Raw genomic sequence first — 22,025 nt, forward strand, 5'->3', positions numbered from 1 at the left:
GAGCGTGATACGGGATGCTCAGACTTTCCGGAGCAGCGAAAAACCGATTGAGGATGAGGCGGGCCTGTTAAATATGAGCAAAAGAGATGATCGTTTTAATGACTCCGCTGTAAGCGCCCCTGCTGGTTGCAGCAACCGGATAGATGATGATATCCACGACTTCCGACATTAACCAGTGCTTGTTGACATACGCCCTGGAGCGTATTCCTTTCGCTTCGATCCTGATTTTTACCGATGAGGATGGATCATCAATATTTGAAAAGACATCCGGTTTGCCGTTATTGCCGGTAACACTGTACTCTGTAGTGACTGCCGGCAGGTGATTGTCCGGCAGTTCCAGTTGCCATAACGGGTTTACCGTTCGAATGACGTGGATCTCTTCGGGTCTGGTTTTGTTCATCTTCCTTTCATCTTTTCCCTGCACATCTTCAAGGCGCAGCGAGGCAAGCGTTATTTCATCGGGATTCAGAACATCTGCTTTGGCCCATAGATGCGTAGCTGTTAAACCCTGAAACAGGAAAAGGATGAGGGTGACAAGCAGCCGAAGCCTTACGGTATGGCGTTCTGCTGTGGGTATTATGCAGGATTTTTTCATGACAGGAATAATCAACTTGACTATTTTATTTTCCTCACCCTGCGGCTGCACAGGCCACTGATGGTCATTCAGGGAGCCGGCACTGATGTAGTAGAGTCGGCAGGCGAAGGCATCGATTGTGACGTTGACGGGGGAGCGCTCTGCTTTATCGCCGTCTCTTTGCGGAGTTTGCTGAAGTACTGAATCAGGGATTCCGAGATGTTTACGGTAACTTTTGTCTGGACAGTGACGGAGTTTTCAGCAAAAACTTCCCCCATCCATGCCATGGAGGTGATGGCGAGCAGAAAAAAAATAGTTCTCGCTATGAGTGCGGCTTTAGCAGAAAGCATCATATCGGCATTTTCCGGGAAGTCGTCAGGGCCGCTATCCTCAATCAGGATTTCCGGCCACATACTGTTTGTATTCTAAAGCTACTACAAAATTCATTACTACCAAAAGAGGTGAAGGGTGCCGCCACGCAGAAGAGGAGCTGAAACGAACGCCCTGTAAGGGTTATGACAGCGCAGACTGGTAAGCATCTTTTCAATATTGTATTTTAGGGTATATCGTTATCCGTTCACCAAGAAACCCCGGAGATTATCCGATGGAGAGAGCCTCTCTGCTGCAACGTCTGCACGCAATTCAACAACCGACCCTTCTTGATGGCGGCTACTGGCGGCTGGGCCATACGCTTTTCATTGTAACCGCAAAGGGGCTGATTACGGTGGATTGCCGGGTGTATGATCCAATCCTCGGTCCGATTGAGTACAGTGAAAAACATTGCAGCTTGATCGCCGGGATTGCTGCCGAATGTGACACGCTTCAGGATAACAGCGACCTTGATCCTGATGAGAAACTCTTTCTTTTCAACAAGGGCAAACCTGCGGTGCAGTACTGGGCTTTTCAGCCGAAAGATGATGCTGCTCTTGATGAATACTCCTTTTCAAGTGAAAAATCCGAAATTGAGAGCGCCTTCATTAACCACTATCTCGGCGCTGAAATTGAAGCCTGGGATAGCATGGATGACAAATCACTGACTATGTGGGCTGGAAAAATTGAAAAACATGGCCGTACGGAAAGGTGAAGGGATTTATCATGAAAAAGCTGAAAACTCTTCCTATTTTGCTTCAGTAGGGACTCAGGCAGATGCTCTTCAGATGGTCACATGCTGAAGAGCATCTGTCGGTTCAGCCGGGATTTAACACGCCATTGAAATTTTCTATGCAGAACAGTACTCATAAGGGAGCGGAGAAGGAGCGCAATGCACAACAGCGCGAAAGCACACTCAATGCTGTTTTTGATGCCGTAGAGGAACCGGCGTTTATTATGGACCGGGAAGGGACCATTTTTGATGCCAATCAGGCTTTTGCCAGAGTATGTCATAAAGAGGTGCATGCGTGCATTAACGTCAATGCGTATGATTTACTTCCGCCTGAACTGGCAGCCGCCCGGCGGATAAAAGTTGAGGAGGTGTTTCGTTCCGGGAGGCGCATGATTTATGAAGATGAGCAGGAGGGCCATTGTTATCGAAATACGTTATACCCGATTGCCGGCCCTGATGGCAGGACGTCGCAGATCTATATTGTTGCGCAGGAGATAACCGATCTGAAGAGATCTGAAAGGGATGCGGAGACGATGCAGACTCTTTTTGGTGCGCTTAAAGAGGCGGTGCCCGGTGCCTTCTATATGCTTGATGCCGAAGGGCATTATGCTGCATGGAATGCTTATCAGCGGGATGTTGTGGTCGGCAGACCGGACGCTGAAATGGTCTCTTTCATTGCTCTGGATACCATTCATCCCGATGACCGCCCTAAGGTCGGAGAGAAAATGGCCAATATCATGAAGAGCGGTGTTGAGGAGAGCGATGAAGTGAGAGTTCTTATCCAGGGCGGTCCCCGGGTCAGATGGTTTCAGTTGTCCGGAAAGAGGATTTTTATCAAGGAGAAGCCTTTTCTTATCGGAGTCGGTACCGACATCACCGAGCACAAGATGAAGGAAGATGAAGCTCTACACAACAGCGAGGAGCGTTTCAGGAAACTGTTTGAAGAGCATTCCGCCGTCCAGCTGGTTTTTGATCCTCTTACAGGCAATATTATTGATGCCAACCATGCAGCCACAGCTTTTTACGGGTGGTCAATTGATGAACTTTGCCGCATGCATATCCGGGAGCTCGATACGCTTCCTGAAGAGGAGTTGAAACGCCTTATGGAGCAGAACCGGTTGTCGGAAAAAAATCAGTTTGCTTTTCAACACCGCAGGGCGGATAGTTCCATTCGCGATGTCGAGGTGTTCAGCTCGAATATCCAGGTTGGTGGCAGGGAGCTGCTCTATGCTATCGTGCATGACGTAACCGAGCGAAAAGAGGCGGAGCGGGAGCTGCAAAAACTGAGCGTTGCCTTGCAGCAAAGTCATGCCATAGTGGTTATTACCGATCTGAAGGGAGATATTGAATATGTTAACCCGGCATTTACCATCTCCTCCGGTTACAGCCAGGAGGAGGTAATCGGCAAGAATCCCCGCATTCTTCAGTCCGGAACCATGCCGCAGCGGGTATATGAAGAGCTCTGGCAAACGATTCTTGCCGGCGGTGTGTGGAAAGGGGAGATGTACAACAGGCGCAAAAACGGAGAGTTTTACTGGGAGTCGGCTGTGATCTCGCCGGTTCTGGATGAAGAGGGTGTTGTCACCAATTTTGTGGCGATCAAGGAGGATATTACTGAAAAGAAAAAATTGTGGAGCGAGTTGATTGCGGCCAAAGAGCATGCGGAGGAGAGTGACCGGCTTAAAACCGCCTTTCTTGCCAATATCAGCCATGAAATACGCACCCCGATGAATGGAATTGTCGGACTTTCAGAGATCCTGAAAGATCCTGATCTGTCAAAAGAGGAGCAGTCGCTCTATATTGATCTCATTGACCAGAGCTGTCAGCGTCTGCTTTTTCTCATCAATGACATCATTGATATTTCCCGGATCGAAGCCGGCAAGACCAACGTGAAGATCGGCAGGACGCCGGTCAACACTACGCTCCGTGATCTCCATGCCTTTTTCAAGCCCCTTGCAGAGCAGAAAGGGTTGCGCTTGAGCTGTACCTCCGGGTTGTCAGACAGTGAAAGTGTGATTGAGACAGACAGCACCAAGCTTACGCAAATTCTGACGAACCTGTTGCAGAATGCCCTGAAATTCACCAAAGAGGGGCATATTGACTTTGGTTATGCCCTCAATAAAAATACGCTTGAGTTTTATATTGCTGATTCCGGTATCGGAATATCGCCTGACATGCAGACGAAGATTTTTGAACGGTTCCGCCAGGCGGACAACTCCCTGACCCGTAACTATGAGGGTGCAGGTCTCGGTCTGAGCATTTCGCAGGCATATATTGAGATGCTTGGAGGCCACATCTCGGTCAAATCTATAGAAGGAAAAGGGAGCGAGTTTCTCTTCACCCTGCCATACAATCCTGCCGGTTTTGTGGAAACTGACGTTCAGCCTGTTGAAGTCAAACCCGACTATGGATCCTTGCCCGGGATGACCATTCTTATTGCTGAAGATGATGCCGTCAGTGGTATTCTGCTTGAGAAAACACTGCAATCCGAAAGCATAACGATCCTTTCCGCCGGCAACGGTCAGGATGCGGTGGAGCTTGTAAAAGCACATCCTGAGATCAGGCTTGTGCTTATGGATATCAAAATGCCGGTTATGAACGGTTTTGATGCGACCAGGCTGATCAAGCAGTTTCGGCCCGGGTTGCCGGTTATTATGCAGAGTGCCTTTACCTCAGAATCGGAGAGGGGAAAAGCGGAGGAGGCCGGGTGTAACTCCTTTATCACCAAGCCGGTGAACAAAGAGCGGCTGCTTGAAATGATTCATGCCGTGCTGAATCGTCAGCAGGATAAACCATGAGATTTTCTGAAGAACAACCTTTTGTTGAAAAGACCTTATTCCATGTTCCGGCATGCATATAAAACGAACGGTTCTTATCTTTCCTGTGTTTATGGAGAGGCGGCAAGTATTGGCTTGTAAAACGGAGTGCCATTGCCAACAGTTACTGATAAATCCAAAACCATGACCCGGAAGACTCAAACCGTCAATCCCTATTACTCCCGGAGTGATACTTCGAAACTGAATGTACCGGATGCCGAGTGGAAAGAACTGCTCTCCGGGGCACTCTTTGAGGTTGCGCGAAAAGGAGCTACCGAGCAGCCATTTACCGGAAAGTACTGGGATAATGAAGAGTGCGGAACCTACTTCTGCGCCATGTGCGGTAACACCCTTTTCCGCTCCGAGGCCAAGTTCTCCAGTTCATCCGGCTGGCCGAGTTTTTTAAAAACCGTGAGATCAAACAGTGTCCGGTATCGCAAAGAGAGTTCATTGGAGATGGAAATACTCTGTGGCCGGTGCGGCTCACACCTCGGTCACCTTTTCGATGACGGCCCCCCCCCCATGGGCCGCCGTTTTTCCGTAAACTCCATTGTACTTGAATTTGAAGCGGACTCTCTGCAACTATAAAGAGCAGCCCTGAGCGCTCTTCTCTCCTCACTCCTTTGGCGGAAGCTCTTTTTTTACTGCCGCAATAAGTGCCTCAAGATCGCCGAGCCGGTCAATCTCATTTTTTGAGAGCAGAATCTCGAAACTGTCACTCTTTTTCAGAATGAGCGGGTATTCAAAGCTGCGACTATATTTTTTTTCAAATTCATCGCGGTGCAGGAACTCCACAGGAACACCGATCGAGATGCGGAACGCTCTCCACGCATCCTTCTCGGTAAACGGGCCATGGGTCAGTTTGCAGAGACTGCAATCGTAGGTTTCGGGGTTGAGGATCTTATGGCCCAGATCGATCAGAGAGCTGAGCGGATTGCTGTCGGTATTGTAGACAAAGATGAGCGTCATAAGGGTAGAGCTTTACCATCTGTTGGACCGGGAGTGGTGAAATTCCAGTGAGCTTTACAGTACATAAACACCCCTGCTTCTCAAGAGTTCCCTTGATGCCGCCCCCTTGTCAATCCAGCCTTCCTGCAGCCCTTTTGCGTGCCACTCTGTAGAGGTAGCCCCGGAGATCGTCTATTGCCGGTACGACGGCGAGCAGGACAAGGAGGAGTGCAAGGGGGACAGTCAGCGCATAGCCTATCGCCTTGAAGCCGAGAGCGCCAAAAAGTCCGCCCCCAAAGAAGGAGAGCGTCAGCGTCACAAGCACCCTCAGCCGGTCCCGGTCAGCCACAACATCCTCCTCTGCTTCAAGGGTGTGGCGGTTCCAGTAAAAGAGTTTGCCGAGTTCAATTCCCATATCGGTAATGATGCCGGTCAGGTGGGTGGTTCGAATCACCGCGTTCGAGAGTTTGGTGATGACGGCATTCTGCAGCCCCATCATGAAGCAGAGCAGCATCACCGTAACCGGTACAAATACGCCGTTGATTGTGGAGAGCTGAGCGCCAAGCAGGCCGAAGGAGAGCAGGAGAAGCGCTTCAAGCAGGAGTGGAAAAGCAAACTCGCTGTGCAGGTGCCGCCGCCGCGCAAAGTTGACCATGACGGCTGTTGTTGCCGCACCGGCGAGAAAGGAGGATACGCCGCCGAAAGCACCGAGCGCAAGATCACGGTTGCCGAGAACAATGTTGTCGGCCATTGATGAGACCATGCCGGTCATGTGCGAGGTGTAGAGCTTCACGGCCAGATAGGCACCGGCATTGGTTGCTCCGGCCACAAAGGCGAGCGCGAAGCCGAGATGACGGTTTGTTTCCGTCGAACGTTTGCGCCCCGACAGGCGTCTGGCATACTTTATAGGCATAGAGAGGAGCGGGTCAGGTTTCGTTTCACGGGGGTGTCTTTCGGCAGCTTCGTCCGAATGAGTATAATTAAAAAATGAGTGTTTCTCATAATTTGCGCCGATGAGCAGCTCTTTACTTCTGCGTTCTCATGCTTTCAGCTATCCTCTTTTTGTTTTATCCGGCCATGCAGTGCTCTGCGTTCCTCTCAACGCAAGTGACCGCTCGATTTGGCTGATTACATCTTGTTTGCTCCCTGTTTCGCCATTACTGCTCTTTTGTTGTATCTGGTGCCGGTTTAAAAACCGGAAAACGGGCAATTACGTGAAAATCGTAAACGTTATACCCGCAACGGTATAACGGAAGCCGTAAAAGATTATGTATGGTCACATGCTGAACCTTTTGATGGTCGTTTCAGGTTACGGTGCCGTTTTGCTATGAGCTGCCGGAGGCTGATCAGACGGCCAAAGAGTCAGGGAACCGGATGCGGAGTTTCAGGGTTGTTAGAAGTGGCCGATGGCAGTTCTTTTCCCATGAGATCAGATCATAATTGATGACCGATACCTATCATATGTTTGCGAGTGATGAACCGCCCGAAATTCAGGTTCACTCCCACGATCGCTATCACGCAGTTTTGAAGGCATGTGCTGTTTTACCTCCCATTTTAACTGCCATTGTACATCCGGTTGATGAGTTTGTGCTCGCCTCTCTTGTCAATGCAGCGAAGGAAAATCTTATTACCCCTCTTTTGATAGGCCCTGCTGCGCGCATCCGGGACGTTGCCGAAAGAGCAGCGCTTGATATTTCTTCATGGGATATTATTGATGTCAAACACAGTCATGCCGCTGCCGAAAAGGCGGTTGAGCTGGCCGGAGCAGGCAGTGTTGAGGCCATCATGAAAGGCTCGCTGCACACTGAAGAGCTGCTCTCCCCGGTTGTGGCATCTGCTTCAGGTCTGCGAACGGAAAGGCGCCTCTCTCACTCCTATGTGATGGATACGGCAGGCTATCACAAGTGGCTCATCATTACCGATGCAGTCGTCAATATTGCACCCGATCTTTCTGTCAAGGCCGATATCTGCCGGAATGCTGCTGACGTCTGGCGTGCCTTGAGTGATGAATCCCGTCTGCCGAAAATCGCAGTACTTGCTGCCGTTGAGCTTGTTAATCCAAAAATGCAGGCGACGCTTGATGCTGCGGCACTCTCTAAAATGGCTGAACGCGCTCAAATTACCGGATGCATTATCGATGGGCCGCTTGGTTTTGACAATGCCATCAGCAGAAGTGCTGCCGAAAAAAAAGGAATTGTTTCAGCTGTTGCCGGAGACCCGGATATTCTACTCGCTCCGGATATTGAGGCTGCCAACATCCTTGCAAAGCAGTTGACCTTCATCAATCGAGCAGATGCGGCAGGGATTGTCATGGGTGGGCGAGTGCCGATCATCCTTGCCAGCAGAGCTGACGGTCAGCGAACCCGGATACTCTCCTGCGCGCTTGCTGTTTTGGTGCTTGAGGCTCGTCGTAGCGGGCGAATAAAATGAGTACGGGCGGCCATTACCGAATTTATTGCCAGGAGCGTTATGCCTCCCGATAAAAAAATCCTGACATTCAACACCGGTTCGTCCAGCATCAAGTTTGCCCTCTATATGATCGGTAAAGAGGAGCAGCTTGTTTTTTCCGGTTCACTGACCAAAATCGGTCAGCCTGAGGGCCGCTGCCTGGTTAACGACCGGGAGGGAAAGATACTCGCAAATGAGCGAATTGTTGTGCCGGACCATGCTGCGGCATGCCGCTATCTTTTCTCATGGTTGGAGTCGGAGTTTGCGGATCGCAAACCCGATGCGGTTGGCCATCGGATGGTTCACGGCGGCCCTTTGTACTTTACGCCACAGCCTGTGACCCCGGAACTTCTCACATCTCTTGATGCTCTGAGTCCTTATGCTCCGCAGCATCTTCCACCTGCACTCGATGCGCTCAGGTGTGCGGTGAAGCTTTTTCCCGCCGCCTTTCAGGTAACCTGCTTTGATACCTCGTTTCATTCAGCCATGCCACCGATTGCAAAGCTCTATGCACTTCCTGAATCCATACGGAATCGAGGGGTTCAGCGCTACGGGTTTCATGGACTCTCCTACGAATACATCCTTGGAGAGCTTGTGCGGCTTGAAGGGCCAACGATCATGAAGGAGAGGATTATTATTGCCCATCTTGGTCATGGAGCAAGCATGGCGGCAGTAAAGGAGGGCAGGAGTATTGAGACAACAATGGGATTTTCTCCGGCAGGCGGACTTGTGATGAGTACTCGTACCGGTGATCTCGATCCCGGTGTGATTTTGTTTCTGCTCGAAGAGGGAGTGTTGAGTCCGCAAGAGATCAAAGTGATGGTTACCAGGCGCTCTGGACTGCTTGGCGTTTCAGCTCGATCAGGCGATATGCGTGAACTGCTTGCGGCTGAGCAGAGTGATTCGTCAGCACGTGATGCTGTTGAGCTATTCTGTTACCAGGCGCGTAAATATATCGGAGCACTCTCTGTTGTACTTGGAGGGCTCGACAGAGTGGTGTTCAGCGGCGGTATAGGGGAGAACTCCACTGAAATCAGGTATCGCCTCTGCCAGGGGCTGGAGTTTCTCGGCATCAGGGTTGATGGGCGTAAAAACAGGAACAATAAAGCCGACCTGACAGATGAAAACGGAACGGTTAAGATAAGCGTCATCAAAACCAATGAGGAGCTGATGATTGCCCGCCATACCATGACGCTGCTGCGAGCGATGCGGCCTGAACAACGGGGGTGAATGCGCCCTCTTTTTGAACGGGCGCGGGTGATTCCGGCGTTTACTGCGGCATGCAGCTGCTCTTCAGCGGTAGGTATCAATCAGGTTTTGAAATGCCTTCTCATCCGGTGGTTTCTGCTTGTAGAGCGGGGTTTTGCCAACGCCGATAAGATCTTCGTAAAGTTCCCGCCCTTCACTCCGGAAGAACACTCCCAGCGGAAGTTTGCCCGTCGCGGTTGCCAGCCCGAAGGCGGCAGCACGATCTGTGGCGTCGTGACTCTCCGGCAGGTAGACGGTATTCTCCTTGAACCACTGGTAGGTGTTCACTTTATTGAAGACAACGCAGGGCTGGAAAACGTCAACGAGAGAAAATCCCCTGAAAGAGATTGCCTGCATGATCAACTTTTTGGTCTCTTCAACATCTCCGGCATAAGCCCGGGCAATGAACGGTGCGTTGAGTGCCAGCGCCACAGCAAGGGGGTTGAAGGGCTCAAGCATGACACCCTCAACCTGAACCGGAGTTGTCATTCCCCGCTGCGAAGTCGGAGAGGCCTGGCCCTTGGTGAGACCGTAGACCATGTTGTTGTGGACAATGACGGTGATATCCATGTTTCTGCGTATGGCGTGGATGAAATGGTTCCCCCCCTCTCCATACATATCGCCATCACCCGACTCCACTACTACGACAAGGTTCCTGTTCGACAGCTTTATGCCAAGGGCAGCGGGAAGTGCGCGACCATGCAGACCGTTGAACATATGAGCATTGAGATACTGAGGTGCTTTGGCTGCCTGGCCAATCCCTGAGACCATCACAAGATTTTTCCGGTCAACGGCGAGCTCATGCAGGGCCATCTTCACGGCACTCTGCAGCATGTAGTTTCCGCACCCCGGACACCATGCGACATCAGTAGTCAGGGGCATATCGAAGCGGGTCGGTGTTTTAGTCATGATCGGGTTCATTTTTACTCTATTAAGGCTTTTATCGCTTCTGCAACCTCTTCCACACTGAATGGCTGGCCCGTGGCTTTAACGATCCGGTGCGAAATGGTTCTGCCTGTATGAAGTGAGAGAAGATCGGCAAACTGTCCGGTAGCATTGTTTTCCATGACCACGAGTTTTCTCTTTTCAAGCAGTGGTTTTATCTCCGGATTGAGCGGGTAGGGCTGAGCAAAGTGGAGCCCCGCAAGCTTTTTGTTCCCGATCAGAGCAAGTGCCTCTTCAAGCACACCCCGGTTTGAACCCCAGGCTATCACCACGGTTGATGCCTCGCTGAGGCTGCCGATAATGGTGGGCATCAGTGCTGCGTCAGAGAGCGCTTTTTTTCGTTTCAGCCGCTTTTCAACCATGCTCTGCCTCATTTCAAAGCTCTCCGTAATGAGGCCGCTTTCATCATGTTCATCGGAGTCAACGCGAACCAGACCATCGCCATACCCCGGAACACCGCGTGGACTCAGACCGTCATCAGTGAAAGCAAAACGCTGGTAACCAGCTTTGGTTTTTATGATTGAACTTTCGAACGGAAGCCTTTTAATGTACTTGCGCTCAATGGTGGTGATGGCATCGAGCAGGAACTGATCGGTGAGCACAAACACGGGAATCTGGAAGCGGTTGGCAAGCCTGAATGCATGTTGCATCGATTCAATGAGCTCTTCGAGCGTGCCGGGCGCAAGGATGGCCCTTGCGAAATCACCGTGGCCGGCATGCAGTGCAAGGTTGAGGTCACCCTGTTCCGTGCGGGTAGGCAGACCTGTTGCCGGTCCGGGCCGCTGGCCGATATGAATAACAATTGGTGTTTCGAGCATGCCTGCCAGGCTCACTCCTTCCTGCATCAGGTCAAACCCGCCCCCTGAGGTAGAGACAACAGCTCGTGCGCCGCCATAGGAGGCTCCAATCCCGGCATTGATTGCAGCAATTTCATCCTCCGCCTGATCAACTACGATGCCGAATGTTTTCGATTTAGCCGCAAGAAACGTGAGCAGTCCGGTTCCGGGAGACATCGGGTAGGAGCTTATAAAATTGCAGCCGGAAGCGATTGCGCCGATGCCGAGCGCCGTATTGCCGTCCATAAGCAGGCGCCCGGAACTTCCGGATGCTGCCGGCGAAGGAAGGAGAATCGCTTTGTCAGCAGCGGTCCGGCGTCCGAAATCGTAACCGAGCTTTGCCGCAATTCGGTTTTTCGAAACGGTATCTTCTCCCTTTGCGGCAAACTGTTCACCGAGGTAATCGGTAAAGCGTTCAATCGGGAGGCCGATAATGCCGGAGACGATTCCTGCCGCTACCGTATTTGAATAAACAGGGCTGCCGGTTTCAACGGCAAACTTCCTGAAGGGGGTATCGATGTAGTGCTCATCCCATCTTTCAGCGAACTGCGTTTTTTCAGCAAATAGCAGTGTCCCGCTCCTGATGCGGCTTTTCAGGTGTTCTACAGCGAGCGGGGAGAGGGCAAAAAGCATATCGATGCGTTCCAGATAGGCGCCTCGTTTTTTGTCTGTAATCCTGATTTCCGTGGTATTGCACCCCCCGCGGATTCGCGACATGTACTCTGTGCAGGAGAATACGCAGTAGCCACTTTTATGAAGAATCCGGAGCAGCGTTTCCGTAACGGTCTGAAGACCTTGTCCGGCCTCTCCGGCAAAGACCATGGAGATATCGTGCAGATAGTGGTGCATGGGAAGTTGTTTACATTTGACGGACACTCTACATATAACCATCAATCTGCCCAACAAGTGCCGACGGGCCGGGAGATATCATCTGAATTGCAAGAATGATGGTCTCGTGTTATCAGCGGGCACTCTCTCTCTCTCTGCTGCCTTTGCGAGGTTTGTTCCGTTACGCAGAGTTCTTCTCGATCTGAGGAATCAATGAGGGCTCTTTCTTGTTGTTATAAACATTCGATTATCATATAAGGAGCGGAATCTATGCGTGTGGTTATGCCGGCTGTTTTTTTCGGACATGGAAGCCCGATGAATGCATTGCAATCAAACAGATACACCCAAAGCTGGCGTCGTTTTGGTCGCTCAATAGCCCGTCCGGAGGCAATCCTTGCCATATCGGCACACTGGTATCTTCCGGGCAGTGCGGTGACCGCCGGTCGGTATCCCGAAACGATCCATGATTTCGGCGGCTTTCCACCTGAACTTTACAGCGTAACCTACCCTGCTCCGGGAAGTCCAGAACTTGCCCGGAGGGTTCAGGAGCTTCTTCGGCCCCTTGAGGTGCGTTCTGATGAGCGGCGAGGGCTGGATCATGGAACATGGTCCGTGCTTGCTCATCTTTTTCCCGATGCAGATATTCCGGTTGTGCAGCTCAGTATCGACAGTACCATGAGCCCGGAGTTTCATTATGAGACCGGGCGGAGGCTACAGCCGCTGCGCGAAGAGGGGGTTCTCGTTCTCGGCAGCGGCAATCTTGTGCATAACCTTGCAGCATATGCCTGGGACAATATTGCAGAGCCGCCGTTTGACTGGGCTGCCAGGTTTGAGCATAAAGCACGCAAACTCATCATTGAAGGTCGGGGGCGTGAGCTTGTTGATTACCGGGATATGGGTGAGGATGCCCGGCTTTCGGTTCCGACTCCTGAACACTTTTTGCCGCTGCTTTATATACTGGCTTTGCAGAGAGAGGATGAACCGCTCAGCTTTCCGGTTGAGGGGATTGAGGGCGGATCGCTCTCCATGCTCTCGGTCTCTGTCGGCCGATAAGCGGATTGATTTCAGAACCGGATTGCCGGATAACGTAAAATGAAGAGGACTATGAAGGAATACAAGATTGCGATGATTGTCGGAAGCCTCAGAAAGGACTCCTTCAACCGTCAGCTGGCCAGCGCGCTTGTCAGGCTTGCACCTCCGGAATTCACGTTCAGCGATGTCGGGATCGGCGATCTGCCGCTCTACAATCAGGATGATGATAACCGGCAGGCGGAATCCGTTTTGCGATTGAAACGTGAAATTGCAAATGCCGACGGCCTTCTCTTTGTGACACCCGAGTACAACCGCTCAATTCCCGGTGTGCTTAAAAACGCCCTTGACCATGCTTCGCGGCCCCATGGGCAAAGTTCATGGTCAGGCAAGCCTGCCGGTATGATTGGCATCTCTCCCGGTACCTCAGGCACGGCAATGGCTCAGCAGCATCTGCGCAACATTCTGGTGGCTCTCGATGTGCCGACACTCGCCCAGCCGGAAGCGTTCATTCAGACTAAGGATGGACTCTTTGATGAAAAGGGCAATATCGGAGAGGGAAGCCGGCAGTTTCTGCAGAGTTGGATGGATCGGTATGCAGCCTGGATAAAACTGCACCTGTCGCATTCATGAAAAAGGTTGCGTGCTTTTCGTTATCGAATGCGCTTGAAATAAGTGTAAATTACCCTTCAAGTCCGCAAGCTGCTCTTTTTTCTCTCAACCTAACCGTGCTCTGGTTATGCATAGAAAATCAGCTCTCCTGATCATGCTCTGGATGTTTCTTCTCTCTGCAGCAACCCTGCATGCACGACCAAAAGATTCAGACTCATACAGCGCGACCAGGGCATACTATCAGAGGCTGATAGCTCCGGCAAAGCCCGATATTGCCGGACTTCGGCTCTTCTTTACCCTTATGCCGAAAGGGGGCGATATTCATCAGCACTTCACCGGATCACTCTACGCAGAGAACTATCTGGAGTGGATACAAAAAGAGGGATGCTGGATCAGCAAGAGTGACTATTCGGTTATAACGCCAAAGGATACCGACAGGCTGAAAGACACGGTTTCAGTGAAAAACCTGAGGAGCAACAGGGCTATGTGCAGTGACTTCTTCACGCACTGGTCTGACAAGGATTATGCCAATCACTATCATGATCAGCTTCCTCCGGACGCCCAGTTTTTCAATACCTTCATCTACTTTTCGAAAATTTTCAACAGTAACCGGAACTACTACCGGGAGGGGCTGCTGAAGCTCAAGGAACGGGCGAAAAATGAGAACGTTCAGTACCTCGAAACCATGTTTGTCTCTCCAGGTTATCAGAAGCCCGATCCGGTGTTTGACGTTCGTGCCAGAAGCGGTGTGATCAATATTGATAACAAAGAGTTCCGGGCCCTGCTTGACGGCTTTTACACCGCAATCACTCAGGACACCCTGTTCTATGACAAGGTTCATCAGTATCGTGAACTCGTGGATTCAAGCAGCAAGGGTCTTGATGACGAGAACTTTACGCTCCGCTTTCAGAGCTATGTTTCCCGGAATTCCGCCCCCTCGGTCTTCTTCTCCGGCCTCTCTACTGCATTTTATGAAGCCAATAAAAACAACGGGGTTGTCGGTGTCAACATTGTCAGTGCCGAGAACGATCCGGTTGCTCTCGGTGACTACCGGCTGCACATGCAGATGTTCCGGTACCTGAAAGAGAAGTATCCCCATATCAGAACCTCCATGCATGCCGGAGAGCTGGCATCAGGCATGGTACCGCCCGAAGAGATGAAATACCATATCGCAGAGGCTGTTTCGGTTGCCGGAGCCGCCAGGATTGGCCATGGAGTTGATATTGCCTATGAAACCGAAGCCCTCTCTACCCTGAAGCGGATGAAGGAGGCGCGGATTCCGGTCGAGATCAACCTTACCAGTAATGAGTTTATTCTCGGCGTAAAGGATGAAGCGCATCCGATCAGGATTTACACCGGCAGCGGTGTACCGGTGGTGATCTCCTCTGACGATCCCGGTGTTTCACGCAACTCTTTGACAGAGGAGTATGTGCTGCTTGCCAGCCGCTACCGCTACTCCTATGACGAGGTAAAGCGGTTTGCCGCAAACAGTATCAGCTACTCTTTCCTGAAACAGGATGAGAAGGAGAGGGGGCTGCAGCTCCTGCAGAAAAAATTTGCAGGATTTGAGGAGAAGATTGCCGACTTTGCCCGCCGCAATTAAAGGGGCTTTTAGCTCGTCAACTATCAATTGCTGATAATTTCATTCAGCCCTTCGATAACCCGGATTAATTCCTCCGGCGAAAGGGTTCCTATTTTACTTCCGATTCTCTCCACAGACAAGGTTCTGATCTGGCTGATCTTGACCCATGATTTTTTAGGAAGTGCCGCTGACTCAACCGCCATGGTGAGCGGAAATCCGGCTTTTTGCGGCTGACTTGTCAGAGCTACGGCGATAACGGTGCCTGATCGTTCGTTAAAGACGTTATGGCTGAGCACCAGAACCGGCCGGAGGCCGGATTGTTCATTTCCCCGGGTTGGATTAAGCTCAGCCCATCGGATCTCACCTCTCAGTATTCCGGCCATTGTTCTGTCTCCAGACCTTCATCAGCCAGTTTTTTTTCTTCAACCGGGTCAAGTTTTGCGCACTCTTCAGCAAGCGCTCTTCGCTCAATGCGATCGATTTTTTCATAAATCGCCTGTTGTATCGCCTGGCTGCGATTTGCGAAAACACTTTTTTCTACAAGCCGGTCAATTTTGATTACTGCCTGAGCGTCTATGGTGACGGCAATCTTTGTTTTTCCCATCGCTGCACTTTTTGAGTGATTATCATACCTTTAATCATACTATTTTCCTGTTGCAAAAACAAGAAGGGATAGTTAGCTCCGGGCGTTTAGCTGCGGGTGTAGCTCTGAATTTTTACTTATATTTCAATTATTGATCACTCTTCCGGGAGGGCTCAAAAAATGAGGAGAGGGTGAGCAACAACTGAAAACTTATCGGATATGACTTTTACCGTCATCATAGTTCTGTTGTTTGCCGCCCTTTTTTGCGGCATGATGCTCAGCACTGAAATCGGGCGCCGTATCGGCCAGAGAACCCTCCGTTGCAACCCTGATGGTCTGGCAAAAGGGATCGGCCCGGTTGAAGGCGCGGTGTTCGGCCTGCTTGGACTGATTATCGCCTTTACCTTTGCCGGTGCCGAGTCGCGTTTTGAAAACCGCCGCCAACTGATCACCGAGGAGGCCAATGCGATTGGCACCGCATACCTCCGTATGGATCTGCTTTCCCCGGATGCTCAGCCGGAATTGAAGGATCTTTTCCGCCGCTACCTTGACACCCGACTGGCGGTGTACCGCAATGTGGAGGATGCTGCAGCGACGAAAGCCACCCTTGAAAAAAGTGCAGTGCTGCAGGCAGAGATATGGAAGAAGAGTGTAGCTGACTGCGAAAGGCCCGGGGCAGCAAAGCATGCAGGTATTCTTGCGCTGGCCTCATTGAACACCATGATCGACATAACAACCACCAGAGCTACATCGCAGATTGATCATCCCCCGATCGTTATTTTACTGCTCTTTTTTTCCTTGAGTCTCATCGGCTCCCTGCTCGTCGGCTACAATATGTCAGTCAACGAGAGGCGGCACTGGCTGCATCCTGTCGCCTTTGCCGCGATTATTTCACTCACGGTATTTGTGATCCTTGATCTCGAGTTTCCGCGCAGAGGCCTCGTTCGTGTTGATCTGGCCGACAAACCCCTTATCGAACTTCGCCAGAGTATACTGGAGAGCCAACAATCAAACCAGACAGCTCCATGAAGAGCAATAGCCAGACCGCTTTGGAGGTGGTACTGCGATTCCTCAACAGCTACTCGAAAGAGGATGTCGAGGCCTGCCTCTCGGCCTTCAGCACCACAAGAGAGCTGATGCTGCTCGGCACGAACGATAACGAAGTGTTCAGCTCACTTCAGAATATCCGCGATGCCTTCAGCCGCGACTTCGCCAGTATGTCGAATATCCGCTTTGGAGATATCCGCCACAGCCATGTCGAATCCGGCGATACGCTTGCCACTGTTCTGGTTGAACTGCCTATCACCTTTGAGACGGAAGGGAAGCAGGAGCAGACGCTCTTCCGCTACGCCCTCACCCTCGTCAGTGAAAACGGTAACTGGAAAATCTGTGCCGGCATGGCCAGCGTCCCCTTCAGTGCCGGAACCTACTCCTTCTGAACCGGAGCACCGGGCCGACCCGTTTTTCAGCTTCCGATCTCTTTGGAACTTGATGCTGTTCGCTCTTGAATGAAACGAACAGGTATGGTATACCAGTATCCCTTTCGGAGTATATTCCTGAAATATACCTTGCGGGTTATATTTGAATCTCTTTTCAAAGGGTTAAAATGGCCATGGCCAACCGGATTTCCGGCTCAGGTTGCCGATTCGATTTTTAAAGGCATGAAACAAAGCGCAGCACAACTTTCCTGACCGTCGGGAGGAGCCCCGGTTTCTGACAGTAGTGAACACCGTCCCGGATTGCGGCTTGTGCCCTCAGCTTCGTAGATTCATAGCTCCATGAATGACCGCAAGAATATCAATTTGATTCAGCTTGATGTAGTAGATGATACGGTAGGGACCTTCAATCACTTCTCTGACCTGCTCCAGATCATATTCAGGAACGCTTCTGCCTGAAAAGGGATATTCGGCTATCTGTTTTGATTTTCGCGTAAGGCGATCAACCATGCGACGGGCATAGTCGGCAGAGTCTTGAGCAATGAAATTATAGATGGCATCGAGATGACCTGCTGCGCGGTATCTGTCCAGTGGACTTTCATTCCTGCAAGCCGTATTTGCCTCTTATCTCTTTCACCTCTTTTGTCCGACCTGCCTTACTGTCAGCTAACCCGCGCTCAATTGCTTCCCGAACATATATTTCATGCATCAGGTCATCCCATGTCGCATTCGCAGGCATGAGATCAATCAGTTTATGGGCTTCCTCTTTTTTCATGAGCGTTGACATATTTCACCTCCTGTCTGTTTCTGAAAGAGCAGCCTGGACAGCAGTTGAGACATATTCAGATGAATCTGCTGATATTGGCCAATCCTGCGAATCTCCAACTGCTACAAATAATATACAATCGGTAAATTAAAATCCTTTTTGGCTCTGCAGGGCCGACCTGTTTTTCAGCTCCAGAAGAGTGGCATATTGGCTGCCGTTGCAGCCGATGAATGTTGTTCCGGAATTTGTTTTTTGAGCAGTCAGGATGTGGTGTTTTTTTATCTTAAATTGAATAAAAACAGTAAAATAATTAATAAAAAAACGTAAAATATGTTATATTCTGGTTAGGGGAAAACGCGTTTATTGTATTGGGCTGTTGTTTCCTGTTTATCTGATTTGTGTTGCTTCTGAACAACCTGATTTTACTGAAATGATCAACAGAATTGAGACCATGGCGGATGTTGCTTTTTTCACAAAAGCAATAATTGATGAAGGCGTGAACCTTCATCCTGATACTGATTTCAGGGAGTATGTTAACCTCGTTACCAATGAGAATACCTACTCCGAAACAGAGGCTGAAAAGCGTAACGAGCTTATGAGCCAGGCTTTTGATGTGTGTGAGAAAAACGGTGTTGAAATTTACGATTTCATGTTTGAAATATTTCTCAAGGAAACAGGCCTTGACCAGTTTATTCCTCTGCCTTCGGCAATCCTTCCGGATGATTATTTCTCTCAGGGTTAATAATGCCGGATCAGTGAATTGTGTGTTGTGAAGAACTTCTGAAACAGATGAAAGCAGGGAGGATGAGAGAGGAGCCTGTCGGCATGCGCTTGTTCAGGCCTCTGCCACCTTTTTTGAATGGATGGGCACCCCGTTGCGTTAAACTTGTCTCCGGCAAGGTGATTTCCTTCTAAATCCTCATCCGCTCCTCAAAATCCATCAGGGCTTGTTCACTGGTCTCTGCAAGTGAAGTGCAGGCCCGATCTCCATCCGACAACGTTTGAGTGAAATAACTGACAAAGAAAAAAGAAGTTGCGCTTGTATTGTCCGTATTTCATTCTGACCCCTTCATGGTTTTTATGTTGACATTTGACGGTTATTGTTTATTATTGCCATAATGTCAAAATATTTCCCGTGGAGGCGAGTATCATGAATACCACCCAGAGCTTTTCATTGTTACGCCAGCAGGCGGGTTTGTCGATTGACAAAATTGCTCACATTACCGGGTACAGCCAGCGAGAGGTCTATCGCTGGGAGAAAAACGAGATAGTCCCCAGAAAACTGGTGCTTGACCAGCTCACAAGGATTGCCCAGCCTTTATCAACCTACGGCAAAGAGTCTTCAACCTTTACCTTCATTGATCTTTTTGCCGGTATTGGAGGCATGCGAAAAGCTTTTGAAGAGCTTGGCGGCAGGTGTGTCTTTACGAGTGAGTGGGACAAATACTCCCGTCAGACCTATCAGGCGAATTTTTCGTGTGATCACGAGATTGGTGGTGACATTACCAAAATTGATGCCCGCGACATCCCGTCACATGATATTCTGGTTGCGGGTTTCCCCTGCCAGCCTTTTTCAATAGCCGGAGTCTCCAAAAAAAATGCTCTTGGCAGACCTCACGGTTTTGCAGACAAAACCCAGGGCACCCTCTTTTTTGATGTGGCGAGAATTATTGAGTATCATCGCCCGAAGGCGATCCTGCTTGAAAATGTCAAGAATCTTCAGCGGCATGACAAGGGGAAAACATTCGATATTATCAAGGAAACTCTTGCCGAACTGGGCTATTATTTTGACTGGAAAATTATTGATGCCGGAAACTGGGTTCCCCAGCATCGCGAGCGGATATTTATTGCAGGGTTCAGGGAGGATTGCGGATTCAGCTTTGAGCGGTTTGATCTGCCGCACGGCAGCGAGCGCCCGGTCATAGAAACCATATTGCATCCTGAAAACGGCCTGGAAGATGAGGAACCACCCTATACTGTCGGCCCATTGGCAAGAATATCCGACCGCTACACCCTTTCGGATCATCTCTGGGAGTACCTCCAGAAGTATGCTGAAAAACACCGGGCAAAAGGCAATGGTTTCGGATTCGGCCTTGTCGGCCCCCATGATGTAGCCAGAACACTTTCGGCTCGCTATTACAAGGATGGTTCCGAGATTCTGGTGAAGCAGGAGGGGAAAAATCCCCGAAGGCTGACACCGAGGGAGTGTTCACGGTTGATGGGTTTTGATACACTTGATGGTAACAGTTTTATAATTCCTGTTTCTGATACCCAGGCTTACCGGCAGTTCGGAAATGCTGTTGTTGTGCCTGTTGTCAGGGCTGTTGCACGGTATATGCTTGAATACCTGATTGAAGGTGTTTCATCCGACCAGTTGCGTTTTGACTTTGGTGTCCTGATGTCTGAAAAAGCTGTTCAGTATGGCTGATGTTGTTTCACCGGAAACACGAAGCCGAATGATGTCCGGCATCCGGGCAGCGAATACCATTCCTGAAATGAGGATACGCAGAGGCCTTCATGCACGGGGGTTCAGATTCAGGCTTCATTGCAGTTCATTGCCGGGCAAGCCTGATCTTGTTTTTTCGAAGTATCGTGCCGTTATTTTTGTTCATGGATGTTTCTGGCATGCCCATGAGTGTGCTCTTTTCAAATGGCCGAAAACAAGAGAGGAGTTCTGGAAAGGGAAGATCGGCAAAAACAGGACCCGTGACTATGCTGTCATGGATGAACTTGCACGGCAAAGCTGGAGAGTTCTGATTGTCTGGGAGTGTGCTCTAAAAGGCAAGGGGCGCAGGCCGGTTGATGAGGTTGTTGATTCCTGTGCAGCATGGCTGCATTCAAACTCGACAAAACATGAAATCAGAGGGCAACATGAGATTATCGACATTGCAATCGATCATGCGAAACAAGGGTTGCCGGACGATCTACGCGAAGGTCCTCGCAGCAAATGACAACCGGAAGCAACAGGTCTATTTTGGCGGTGATTTCCAGGCTATCAACATTATTCCCTTTGCAACAATAGCTCCAGATCCAGCCAAGCCTCATATATTCAAGGCACCACTCGATTACTGGTGGCTTTCCGATGACGGAAGTTTACACAATGCTCCCCGAGCCCAACTTATACTCTATCCCCAATATCCGGAAGTAAGATTTTCCGGCTTCCTCCAGGGCTGTTCTGCCGCCCCCTCAGAGCTTATGGACGAGCGCCTGAGACTGGCCGGGCGCATCCTTTTTCTGGGGATATCTCCCGACGGCAGAATTATCGGTTATCTGTGTCACCCGGAGAGTGAACTTGCAAGGGAGTTTGCTTCTCTCGGAGAGCTGCCCCGAAGCGGAGTTTTTCTTGAACCCGGTACAGGAGCCGGAGTCCTTGATGAAAGATCGTTACTCATCGGGAAATTGAGAGAGATCCATCAGAAAGGCTGGATCCGGTCAAGAAAACTGGGCAGCAACGGTATTATCCTGCCCTGCGAAGCTCCAAATTGTGGCGGGATGACACTCGAAGCAGAACTGGATATCATTCCCAACAGCCGTTCTGAACCGGACTATCTTGGCTACGAAGTAAAGCAGTACAGTGTCACCAACTTTCAGAAGATAAACGGTGGAGTACTGACTCTCATGACCCCCGAACCGACGGGTGGTTACTACCGGAGTGCCGGTATTGAAGCGTTCATCAGGAAATTCGGATATCCCGATATGACCGGTGCCGCTGATCGTGGAGACAGGCTGAATTTCGGGGGAGTTCACAAAGTGGGGGAGTATCACCGTCTGACAAACCTTCAGATTGTGTTGAAGGGGTTTGACGCCATCAAGGGAAAGATCATCGATGCAACGGGTGGAATATCGCTGATGAACAGTGAGGGTGAAGAGGCAGCGGTATGGGGATATGCTGAAATTATGGCCAAATGGAACCGGAAGCACAACAAGGCTGTCTACATCCCGAGCCAGTGTTTACAGTCACCCGAACGGCAATACTGGTACGGCAACCTGATCCGTATCGGCACAGGAACTGATTTTTTGAAGTACCTGCAGGCTATGGCCGAAGGGAAGGTCTACTACGATCCGGGTATCAAACTTGAGAATGCATCAACCACTCCACGCACCAAACAGCGAAGCCAGTTTCGCATAAAATCATCCAATCTCCCTGCACTCTACCACAGCATGGATATTGTCGATTTGAATGAAGGATAGTTCGGATAGCATCGTTTTCTCACATTAAAGGTCATGCAGGAACCTCGAAAAAGCTTTTGAATCAGGGCCGTTGCCACCCCG

General features: G+C 50.4%; 23 protein-coding genes and 1 pseudogene. 14 read left to right on the forward strand and 10 right to left on the reverse strand.

Features of this window, described 5'->3' with window-relative positions:
* Positions 1–67: 67 nt before the first annotated feature.
* Both G9409_RS09555 and G9409_RS09560 read right to left on the reverse strand, forming a co-directional pair.
* Entirely contained in the window at positions 68–595 is a 528-nt protein-coding gene (locus tag G9409_RS09555; RefSeq protein ID WP_166808544.1) for a hypothetical protein, read from the reverse strand.
* A gap of 68 nt (positions 596–663) precedes the next feature.
* Positions 664–987 carry a hypothetical protein gene (locus G9409_RS09560; RefSeq protein ID WP_166808545.1) on the reverse strand — a complete coding sequence of 108 codons (324 nt, stop codon included), beginning with the start codon at positions 985–987 and terminating at the stop codon, positions 664–666.
* A gap of 191 nt (positions 988–1,178) precedes the next feature.
* On the opposite strand from G9409_RS09560, the gene G9409_RS09565 reads away from it, so the two are divergent.
* The 3 genes from G9409_RS09565 to msrB all read left to right on the forward strand — a co-directional run bounded on the left by G9409_RS09565 (position 1,179) and on the right by msrB (position 5,080).
* Positions 1,179–1,658, forward strand: a complete 480-nt coding sequence (locus G9409_RS09565) for a hypothetical protein (RefSeq protein ID WP_166808546.1) — start codon at positions 1,179–1,181, stop codon at positions 1,656–1,658.
* A gap of 137 nt (positions 1,659–1,795) precedes the next feature.
* Positions 1,796–4,474 carry a hybrid sensor histidine kinase/response regulator gene (locus G9409_RS09570; protein ID WP_166808547.1) on the forward strand — a complete coding sequence of 893 codons (2,679 nt, stop codon included), beginning with the start codon at positions 1,796–1,798 and terminating at the stop codon, positions 4,472–4,474.
* Positions 4,475–4,636: 162 nt separating this feature from the next.
* Entirely contained in the window at positions 4,637–5,080 is a 444-nt protein-coding gene (msrB, locus tag G9409_RS09575) for a peptide-methionine (R)-S-oxide reductase MsrB (protein WP_166808590.1), read from the forward strand.
* Between the two features lie 27 nt (positions 5,081–5,107).
* Here the strand turns inward: msrB and G9409_RS09580 are convergent, their stop codons facing one another.
* On the reverse strand, positions 5,108–5,461 hold the full coding sequence (locus G9409_RS09580; RefSeq protein ID WP_166808548.1) for a GTPase: 354 nt from the start codon (positions 5,459–5,461) through the stop codon (positions 5,108–5,110).
* A gap of 109 nt (positions 5,462–5,570) precedes the next feature.
* Positions 5,571–6,353 carry a YoaK family protein gene (locus G9409_RS09585; protein WP_166808549.1) on the reverse strand — a complete coding sequence of 261 codons (783 nt, stop codon included), beginning with the start codon at positions 6,351–6,353 and terminating at the stop codon, positions 5,571–5,573.
* A gap of 530 nt (positions 6,354–6,883) precedes the next feature.
* Here G9409_RS09585 and G9409_RS09590 point away from each other — a divergent pair.
* Both G9409_RS09590 and G9409_RS09595 read left to right on the forward strand, forming a co-directional pair.
* On the forward strand, positions 6,884–7,870 hold the full coding sequence (locus G9409_RS09590; protein ID WP_166808550.1) for a phosphate acetyltransferase: 987 nt from the start codon (positions 6,884–6,886) through the stop codon (positions 7,868–7,870).
* 39 nt (positions 7,871–7,909) lie between these two features.
* The gene (locus G9409_RS09595) at positions 7,910–9,118 is read left to right on the forward strand and encodes an acetate/propionate family kinase (protein ID WP_166808551.1); all 1,209 of its coding nucleotides are present in this window, start codon (positions 7,910–7,912) and stop codon (positions 9,116–9,118) included.
* A gap of 63 nt (positions 9,119–9,181) precedes the next feature.
* On the opposite strand, the gene G9409_RS09600 is transcribed toward G9409_RS09595, so the two are convergent.
* Together G9409_RS09600 and G9409_RS09605 are read right to left on the reverse strand one after the other, a co-directional pair.
* Positions 9,182–10,045 carry a thiamine pyrophosphate-dependent enzyme gene (locus G9409_RS09600; protein ID WP_166808552.1) on the reverse strand — a complete coding sequence of 288 codons (864 nt, stop codon included), beginning with the start codon at positions 10,043–10,045 and terminating at the stop codon, positions 9,182–9,184.
* A 14-nt stretch (positions 10,046–10,059) separates the two neighbouring features.
* Positions 10,060–11,766, reverse strand: coding sequence for a 2-oxoacid:acceptor oxidoreductase subunit alpha (locus tag G9409_RS09605; protein WP_166808553.1), 1,707 nt, complete (start codon positions 11,764–11,766; stop codon positions 10,060–10,062).
* Between the two features lie 249 nt (positions 11,767–12,015).
* Here G9409_RS09605 and ygiD point away from each other — a divergent pair, with 249 nt between their 5' ends.
* From ygiD to G9409_RS09620, 3 genes are all read left to right on the forward strand, one after another.
* Entirely contained in the window at positions 12,016–12,798 is a 783-nt protein-coding gene (gene ygiD, locus G9409_RS09610; RefSeq protein WP_166808554.1) for a 4,5-DOPA-extradiol-dioxygenase, read from the forward strand.
* Between the two features lie 51 nt (positions 12,799–12,849).
* The gene (locus tag G9409_RS09615; protein ID WP_166808555.1) at positions 12,850–13,407 is read left to right on the forward strand and encodes an NADPH-dependent FMN reductase; all 558 of its coding nucleotides are present in this window, start codon (positions 12,850–12,852) and stop codon (positions 13,405–13,407) included.
* Between the two features lie 106 nt (positions 13,408–13,513).
* Complete coding sequence (locus G9409_RS09620) at positions 13,514–14,989, forward strand: adenosine deaminase family protein (protein WP_166808556.1); 1,476 nt, start codon at positions 13,514–13,516, stop codon at positions 14,987–14,989.
* Between the two features lie 23 nt (positions 14,990–15,012).
* On the opposite strand, the gene G9409_RS09625 is transcribed toward G9409_RS09620, so the two are convergent.
* Positions 15,013–15,351, reverse strand: coding sequence for a type II toxin-antitoxin system PemK/MazF family toxin (locus G9409_RS09625; protein ID WP_166808557.1), 339 nt, complete (start codon positions 15,349–15,351; stop codon positions 15,013–15,015).
* Positions 15,336–15,572 (reverse strand): ribbon-helix-helix domain-containing protein, encoded by a 237-nt coding sequence (locus G9409_RS09630; protein WP_166808558.1) that lies wholly within the window; start codon positions 15,570–15,572, stop codon positions 15,336–15,338. Before G9409_RS09630 ends, G9409_RS09625 begins: the two co-directional genes overlap by 16 nt.
* Before the next feature lie 198 nt (positions 15,573–15,770).
* Between G9409_RS09630 and G9409_RS09635 the strand changes: the two genes are divergently transcribed.
* Together G9409_RS09635 and G9409_RS09640 are read left to right on the forward strand one after the other, a co-directional pair.
* A complete protein-coding gene (locus tag G9409_RS09635) occupies positions 15,771–16,580 on the forward strand; it encodes a bestrophin-like domain (protein ID WP_166808559.1) in 810 nt (269 codons plus the stop codon).
* Positions 16,577–16,990 (forward strand): nuclear transport factor 2 family protein, encoded by a 414-nt coding sequence (locus G9409_RS09640; RefSeq protein WP_166808560.1) that lies wholly within the window; start codon positions 16,577–16,579, stop codon positions 16,988–16,990. Before G9409_RS09635 ends, G9409_RS09640 begins: the two co-directional genes overlap by 4 nt.
* A gap of 315 nt (positions 16,991–17,305) precedes the next feature.
* Here the strand turns inward: G9409_RS09640 and G9409_RS09645 are convergent.
* Together G9409_RS09645 and G9409_RS09650 are read right to left on the reverse strand one after the other, a co-directional pair.
* A pseudogene (locus G9409_RS09645) lies at positions 17,306–17,589 on the reverse strand (type II toxin-antitoxin system RelE/ParE family toxin).
* Positions 17,586–17,774 (reverse strand): hypothetical protein, encoded by a 189-nt coding sequence (locus G9409_RS09650; protein WP_040433416.1) that lies wholly within the window; start codon positions 17,772–17,774, stop codon positions 17,586–17,588. The pseudogene G9409_RS09645 and the gene G9409_RS09650 overlap by 4 nt, the downstream one beginning before the upstream one ends.
* A gap of 409 nt (positions 17,775–18,183) precedes the next feature.
* Between G9409_RS09650 and G9409_RS09655 the strand changes: the two genes are divergently transcribed.
* From G9409_RS09655 to G9409_RS09670, 4 genes are all read left to right on the forward strand, one after another.
* Positions 18,184–18,495 (forward strand): hypothetical protein, encoded by a 312-nt coding sequence (locus G9409_RS09655; protein ID WP_166808561.1) that lies wholly within the window; start codon positions 18,184–18,186, stop codon positions 18,493–18,495.
* Positions 18,496–18,903: 408 nt separating this feature from the next.
* Positions 18,904–20,181, forward strand: coding sequence for a DNA (cytosine-5-)-methyltransferase (dcm, locus tag G9409_RS09660; protein ID WP_166808562.1), 1,278 nt, complete (start codon positions 18,904–18,906; stop codon positions 20,179–20,181).
* Positions 20,174–20,704 (forward strand): very short patch repair endonuclease, encoded by a 531-nt coding sequence (locus G9409_RS09665; RefSeq protein WP_166808563.1) that lies wholly within the window; start codon positions 20,174–20,176, stop codon positions 20,702–20,704. The genes dcm and G9409_RS09665 overlap by 8 nt, the downstream gene beginning before the upstream one ends.
* On the forward strand, positions 20,625–21,944 hold the full coding sequence (locus G9409_RS09670) for an MvaI/BcnI restriction endonuclease family protein (protein ID WP_235923291.1): 1,320 nt from the start codon (positions 20,625–20,627) through the stop codon (positions 21,942–21,944). The genes G9409_RS09665 and G9409_RS09670 overlap by 80 nt, the downstream gene beginning before the upstream one ends.
* The last annotated feature ends 81 nt before the right edge of the window (positions 21,945–22,025 follow it).

Source organism: Candidatus Chlorobium masyuteum (genome assembly GCF_011601315.1).
GTDB lineage: Bacteria > Bacteroidota > Chlorobiia > Chlorobiales > Chlorobiaceae > Chlorobium > Chlorobium masyuteum.